Genomic DNA, 7,280 nt, shown 5'->3' on the forward strand with positions numbered 1-7,280 from the left:
TAAAGGTTGGAGGAATACAGGATGAGCCTATTTTAGATTGCATTACAAAAACGAAAGGGAAGGACCGTCTGGGGTATCTGATGATAGGGATTGTCTGCGTCCTTGCCGTGGGAGGGATTGGATATGCGGCCCACAGCATAGGAACAGCCAGCGCCAAGAGCCGGGAGAAGATACTGATCTATACGGAGGAGGAACTGGAGCAGTACCTTTTGGATGAGGAGAGCGAAGAATATAACCTGAATGGGAGATACCAGCTGGAGGAGGATTTGGAGCTTGGATGGCTGTGGAAGTCCATCGGGACGAATGTGGAGCCGTTTACCGGAAGTTTTGATGGAAATGGACATGTGGTCAGCGGTCTGACGAGACCTCTGTTTGGGGTGATGAAGAAGGCCAGCGTGGAGAATCTGTTTCTAAGCGAGACCATGATTACGAATCCCTGTACATATTATGACGGGGAGCATTATGTGGACGGTTATGGGGCGTTGGCGGCGTATGTCATTGACTCTGAGATAGCCAACTGTGGAATGGGAGGAGAGATACAGGCATCCAATCCTGTTGAGACATGGTATCAGATAGAGAAGGCGAGTCCGGCAGAGGCATTGGAGTGGAAAGAACTGGAGACGACGGAAGAGGTGACAAAGGAGGTCATCGGACCTGCGGGAGATGAGACGCCGGAAAGAACCGAGACGGAAGTGAAAGGTCCTGGAGTTGCTGGTGGAGCAGGCAATGGCGGGGCGGAGAGCAGCGTGGAAGAGAGCAGCGTGGAAGAGAGCAGTCAGGTGGAGAACGGCCAGCTTGAAAGCAGTTCATCGGAGAACAGCCAGACTGAAAGTAGTTCGTCGGAGGGCAGCCAGTTCGAAAGCAGCTCATCAGAGAGCGGCCAGCTTGAATGCAGTTCGTCGGAAAGCAGCCAACCTGGAAGCAGTCCGTCGGAGAGCGGCCAGTCAGAAAGCAGTCCGTCAGGAAGTGACCAGCCTGGAAATAGTCCATCAGAAAATGCTCAGCCTGAAGGCAGTTTGTCGGAGAACAGTCAGCCTGAAAGTGGTTCATCGGAAAACAGCCAGCACGAAAGTAATCTGTCGGAGAGTAGCCAGTCAGGAAATCATCAAGAAGAGAGTGCGCAGACCGATAAAACACAGGCGGACAATTCCATAAATGAGCCAGATGAAGAACCAGAGACCGTAGCTCTGCAAAAAATAGACAGACAATACCGGATGATGAAACTGTCTGAGGTGATAGGACCTGACATAGAAGCAGACCTTGCAGAGGCAACTCCACCTGATGCCCAGGAGGTTTACAAACCAAACATAGCAACTCCGTCAGAAGCAGAGAAAGAAAAAGAGAACTCCTATATGGGAGGAGATGGCGAAGCCCTATACCTGGCCGTGACTGCCGACCGTGTACTAGCAGGTGGTCTGATAGCACAGTTGGAAGGCACGACAACCGTCACAGACTGCTTCACCTGTGCGACCATCATCACCCAGATAGAACATGCAGACACCTGGACAGGAGGTTTCGCCGGAAAGCTGGGAGAAGCAGTGCACCTGGAAAACAGCTATTCGGCCGGAGTGTTGGATGGCAGTGACAGAGTTGGCGGCTTCGTGGCAGACAATCATGGAAGGATAGAAAACAGCTATTCCTCCACAGCGCTGACTATGAGCGGAAGAGTCCGCGGTGGTTTTTGTGCGGAGGGAAACGGCCGGTTCACTGGCTGCGTATACGACAGACAGATGGCCTGCACCGATGACAGGAACGCACAGGAAGCCGGAAGCATTGACGAAGTACCCTCAGCCGGGAAGGGGGCAGATGGGGAACTGGCGATAGAATCTCCATCAGACAGCGCCGCCATATCCCTGGAAGCGAGAAACACCATACAGATGTCCGGAATAGAAGAATACATACCCGGAACCTGGTACCAGACAGACAATGCCTATCCTCAGATAGAGTATTTCGCCCTGCACGAAAACCAGACAATTGCGGATTATTCCAGAGTCTCCGCAGTCACCCTGATTCTGCCGGAGGGCATGACTCTCCGAAATGTAATACTGGAAGAGGGCCAGATTATTCTCCCGGAAGAGATGGACGGCCAGTCCATCACATGGAGTGTAGAGGGAGATATCCACATCGATGAAAACCACCAAATACATATGGGAAGCAGGATCGACAGCATACCGGAAGAAGCAGAAACAGCGGAGACACCCATAATTCCCAACACAATTCCGGGATCAAGCCCGGAGTCCGTGTTGGAGGAACCGACAGAGTCAGAAATACCCCGCGGCCCTGGATTTGAAAGACCGCTGGAAACAGAAACTCCCCGTGGCCCAGGTCTGGAAGAACCAGCAGAATCAGAAGGCCCTCGAGGTCCAGGACTGGAGAATCCTGTGGAAACGACGAATTCACAAGAGCCGCCTGTGAACATATCCATGCATAAAAGACTGTTATTGACCTCTGTCTACGAAAATCAGGAGACAGAAGCGTCAGTGCCAGAGAGTGAGTCGGATAAACAGACACAGAAAAAAGCTCAAATTAAAGCCATTTCAGGCGTGGCTGCTAAGACCTATTCTTTGGATATCAACCCAATCGTGAATACCGAAGTTACTTATGCAGACTGGAATGCCGTGGGAGAGGCAGTTTACAACGATATAAACGGAATGGGAATTTATAAACCAACAAAAGGAGATGGTAGCGCTGCTAACCCTTTTGAGATAAGTACACCGGAGGCATTAGCCTGGTTTGCCTACGCTATTTACAAAGAAACAAAGGGCAATTGGTGTATGGTAATGAAAAATGATATAGATTTAAACGGAGAAAAATACAATAATGGCGCCGGGAGACTGAAGTGGCCTGGAATAAACATAGTACATACTTCGAAGCAAGTTGGATATTCAGGTACTATTGATGGAAATGGACATGCAATATCAAATTTTTACGCTTCAACCGGGTTTATTGGCGATGCTTTCAACGGTACAATACGAGACTTTGGAATTGAATCTGGTGAAGCGGTTGGTGCTTCGCTAGGCGCTATTGCGACAGATACTTCTTATGTAGCTTGGACTGGTTCCGAGACAAAAGCTCTTTTTCAACGCTGTTATAATAAGGCAAATGTTAAGGCTGATACAGGCGGAGGTGGATATCCGCATGCTGCGGGAATAGTAGCTAAGGCAAGAGAAGGAACCAGGATTATTGATTGTTATAATATGGGAAATATAACAGCAGCAAACACTGGGTATTACGAGGCAGGAGGAATAGCAACATATCGCCCTAAAGTGGTTGAGAATTGTTACAATACTGGCATAGTCATTATAGAAGGAAATACAACCAGCAGTCTGGCAGATGGTCTTAGTACCGGGGGGACAATCAAAAATTCATATTCTCTAGAGGGAACGGCAGCAGGAAAAAGAGGAGGCGTCCTGACAGAGACCCAGATGAAATCATGGGCGCTTGCCTATAAATTGAATGGTGAAAGTATGGCTGGCCCCTGGACCTATCAGGAAGGCAGTTATCCTGGCTTTGGCTCTCCTGCGCCGGCCCCCAGCTGGGGAGCTGTAACCCAGGGAGTCGCAGATGGCCTTGTCACAGCAACTGCGGCATCAACGAACGCAGATGGCGCCTATGTCATTGACACCGCTGAAAAGCTGGCCCTGTTTGCCTATGATGTGAATGCCGGCACCAAGACAAAGGCAGGAGCAAAACTTACCACAAACATAGACTTAATGGGACGCCAATATGGCGGAACCGCCGATGCCCCCATCCGATGGATTCCCATAGGTACGGCGGACAATGTCTATCAGGGAAACTTTGGGGGACCCAGTGTGATTGCCAACATGAGAGTGGAGCAGGCTGGTGTCGGCGGACTGTTTGGTTACGCAGGAGGCGGTGCAATGATATCGACAGTGGGACTGGATACCAGTTGTTCAGTAACAACTACTGCACCGCCTGCCGGCAGGGACTCAGGAACTGCGGCAATGGTAGGGATTATTAAAAATGTGGATGAGTATGCACCGATGTACATTTTGATGTGTTACAGTCGTGCGTCTGTTGCCGGACATGGCAGTAACACAGGAACCTTTGTTGGACAGGATATAGGAACCCTTAGTAATGGTGCAAATACGATAGGAAACAGTTATGCAGCTGGTGCGCTTAGCACGAGTTCCGGAACCGTAGGGGCACTTGCCGGATATTTCCCTTGCACAGGGAACCGTGGAATGATAATGGACAGCTATTGGGATGAGCAGATCAGTGGTGTTCTATCTCTGAATGAGGTAAGCCAAGGGACTCCCGAACAGCTAAATGTCAGCTCTAAAACCACCGCTGAGATGAAAAGTGATGCAATTCTCAGCTTATTAAATACCAACAGTAGTTCCTGGATACGGAGCGATGATAAAAATAACGGATACCCATCCTTTGGCACGGCATCGACTGTCTATACCAGCTGGGAGGATGTGGGACAAGCAGCCCCGGCCCCCTCCAGCCGTTACCCATCCAGTTCCATTACACCGGGAACTGTGGGAAATCCTTACCTGATAAAAACCGCAGAGGACCTATCCTGGTTTGCCTATCAGGTAAACAATGCTGCAGGCCGCAATAATCTATGCGGAGAGCTGAGAAACGATATTAACTTATACGGTTCCTTTTATAACGGAGAAAATGCCTATGACCCGAACGATTCGTCGGCAACTCTTGACAAGGCACTGCGGTGGGTACCAATTGGCAGTGATGCGGATGGAAAACGGTATACGGGAACCTTCAACGGAAACGGCCATACCATTACTGCCATGCTGGCAAAGGATGTAGGAAATCAGGGCTTGTTTGGCACTTTGGGTGACAATGCCGCTATCAAGAAAACCAGCATTTCTGACAGCCGGATAGAAGTGACGGGCTATCATGCCGGTGGAATTGCGGGGTATGTCAATGGAACCGGTGTTACGATAACCGAGTGTGGAAATAAGGGAAATTTAACCGGAAAGGGCGCTTATTTCGGGGGCTGCGTAGGCGGAGCAGACAGCACAGCGGAGGTGACACTGGAAGGGTGTTATAACGGAGAAGGAAGCACGGTCAGCAATACAGCAGGAGATTATACAGGTGGTATCCTGGGCGGTGGGAGAAACACCAGCTCCGAAAGCTGTCGTGTGACAATCCGAAACTGCATAAACCGGGGGAGCGTGAGCGGCGTATCTGGCGTTGGAGGAATCATCGGGCGGGGAACGCAAGTGACCGTAACAGGATGTTATCATGCTGGCCATGTAACGGCGAGCGGATCAGGAGTTGTCGGCTCGATTGCTGGATATGGCGATGTAGAAGGCGCTCCGATATCAGACTGCCTGATCGAAAAACCATATGCTTCGGGAACCAGTGTGAACGGCGTGTTGGTAGAAACGAAAGGAATGGGAACCTGGGGAGCGGCCTGGAGGTTAAACGGAAGCAGTTTAAAACAGAGTACCGGCTTTACCTGGACATATGTGGAAGGGAGCAGCTATCCGGTGCTGAATACTACAGAACTGGCACCGGCGGAAAGCTGGGAGTCGGTAGGTGAAGCTCTGGAATACGGCCTTCTTAAAGATATGGGAAAACCGTCCGGAGACGGCAATACCAGCCCATATCAAATCCAAACAGCCGAGCAGCTGGCTTGGTTTGCCTATATGGTAAACAATAGCTATACGGAATATAAGGAAAAAAATGTCAGACTGGAGGCAGATATCAATCTGTTTGGGAGTACTTACACCACATTCACAGGCGACCCTGTTCTGGACAATATCGCCAGTGCCGTGCAGTGGAAGCCAATTGGAGATGCTACTGTTCGGTCATACAAAGGGACGTTTGATGGCAGAGGACATGAGATTGACGGAATGTATATCAACGGGAGAACGTGTTTGGGCTTATTTGGCATTATCGAGTATCCAGTGAAAATCCGGAACTTGGGAATCGGAGCCAGCAGTAAAATAGTTGGCAGCGGTGAAAGCTGTGCCATGGTGGCAGGAGGTGCCTGGGTAGTAAATCGTGGAGGAGGCGAGATGACCGACTGCTATAATCTGGGAACTTTGGAAACGACTAACAAGTGGACCGGCGTTTTTGTGGGGGATGATATGGGAATTTGCGATGGTTTCTCCGTAATCATATCAAACTGCTATAATGCAGGTTCTGCTAATAGCTTTGCAATGGTTGATTCAGGAGTAATTGAGAACTGTTATGCAGATACCACTGTAAATAGTAAAAATGGGGTATTTTTAAGTGGTTCCGGTAGTGGCGTTACGAAAATGACTACGGAGCAGATGAAGAGCAGTGATGTAGTGAAGAAACTCAACACTATTGGAAGCGGGGAAAGCGGAACACTGCGGACCGGGACCGACCGGGTATGGTACACCAGCCTGGATGCTGAAAAGACGAAAGGCTATCCGACCTTCGAGGCTCCGACAACCGTAGCTGTGGAATTTGTTCAGGATACGCCGGAAGGCGGAAGCAGCGTCACACTGAAAGACAGTGGGTCAAATTCCGTGACAATCACCGATATGAAGCTCCGCTCTTTTGGCCCAGCAGACAGCACCTTCACACCGGGAACCACAGGAGATGCGGGAAATGCCTTTGACCAGACAACATACACGGATGTAACCGGGGCAAACAGCAATTATCATAAGTATGGCTACACGAATGCCAATGCAAACCTGGCTTTTAAAGCGGGGGGAACTGACCTGAAGGGGTTATCACAATCGCTCAACAACCCGGTTACAAGCCTTGGAAATGTCAGCAGTGTGAGCCTTGGCCGGGCGGCCGCCTACACAAAACCGGAGGACCGTTATGTCCTGCTGGAAGGGGCGTCAGGAACTGACCGTTACGAAATACAGATGACGGTCAAAGGCTCCGTGGGCAAGACCTTGAGTGTTATGATGCCGGTCAAGGTAACCATGGCCCAGCTGACGCCGGATGGGACAGACCATAAGGATTACAGCGTGGATTTAAACATTACCAACAAAAACGCTTATCCCATAGACGGAAAGATTCTGAAGGCGGAATCAAAAAAAGAAAGCGGCTATGCGGTACTGACGCCGGTAAAAGCAAGCATTGCACTTTCAAACACCGGCATGCTGGCTGCTGACACCGGAGGAGTGAGGCTGGGACTTGCGAACCTGGCAGGGAAGAGCGGTCCTCTGTCCGGCGAGAAGTACTATGATAAGGATGCGGCGGCGGGCGGAACGTCGTGGATGGAGTACCGGCTGAAATACGGAGGTGTGCTGCCATACCGGTATTTCATGGAATACAGCGGCATCCATGTGGCGGAGACGAAG

General features: G+C 50.4%; 1 protein-coding gene. It reads left to right on the forward strand.

The features are described from left to right. Positions 1 to 7,280 (forward strand): hypothetical protein (locus HMPREF9473_RS16970; RefSeq protein WP_006781407.1); only part of this gene is annotated, 7,280 nt, incomplete at both ends.

This window comes from Hungatella hathewayi WAL-18680 (genome assembly GCF_000235505.1).
GTDB lineage: Bacteria > Bacillota > Clostridia > Lachnospirales > Lachnospiraceae > Hungatella_A > Hungatella_A hathewayi_A.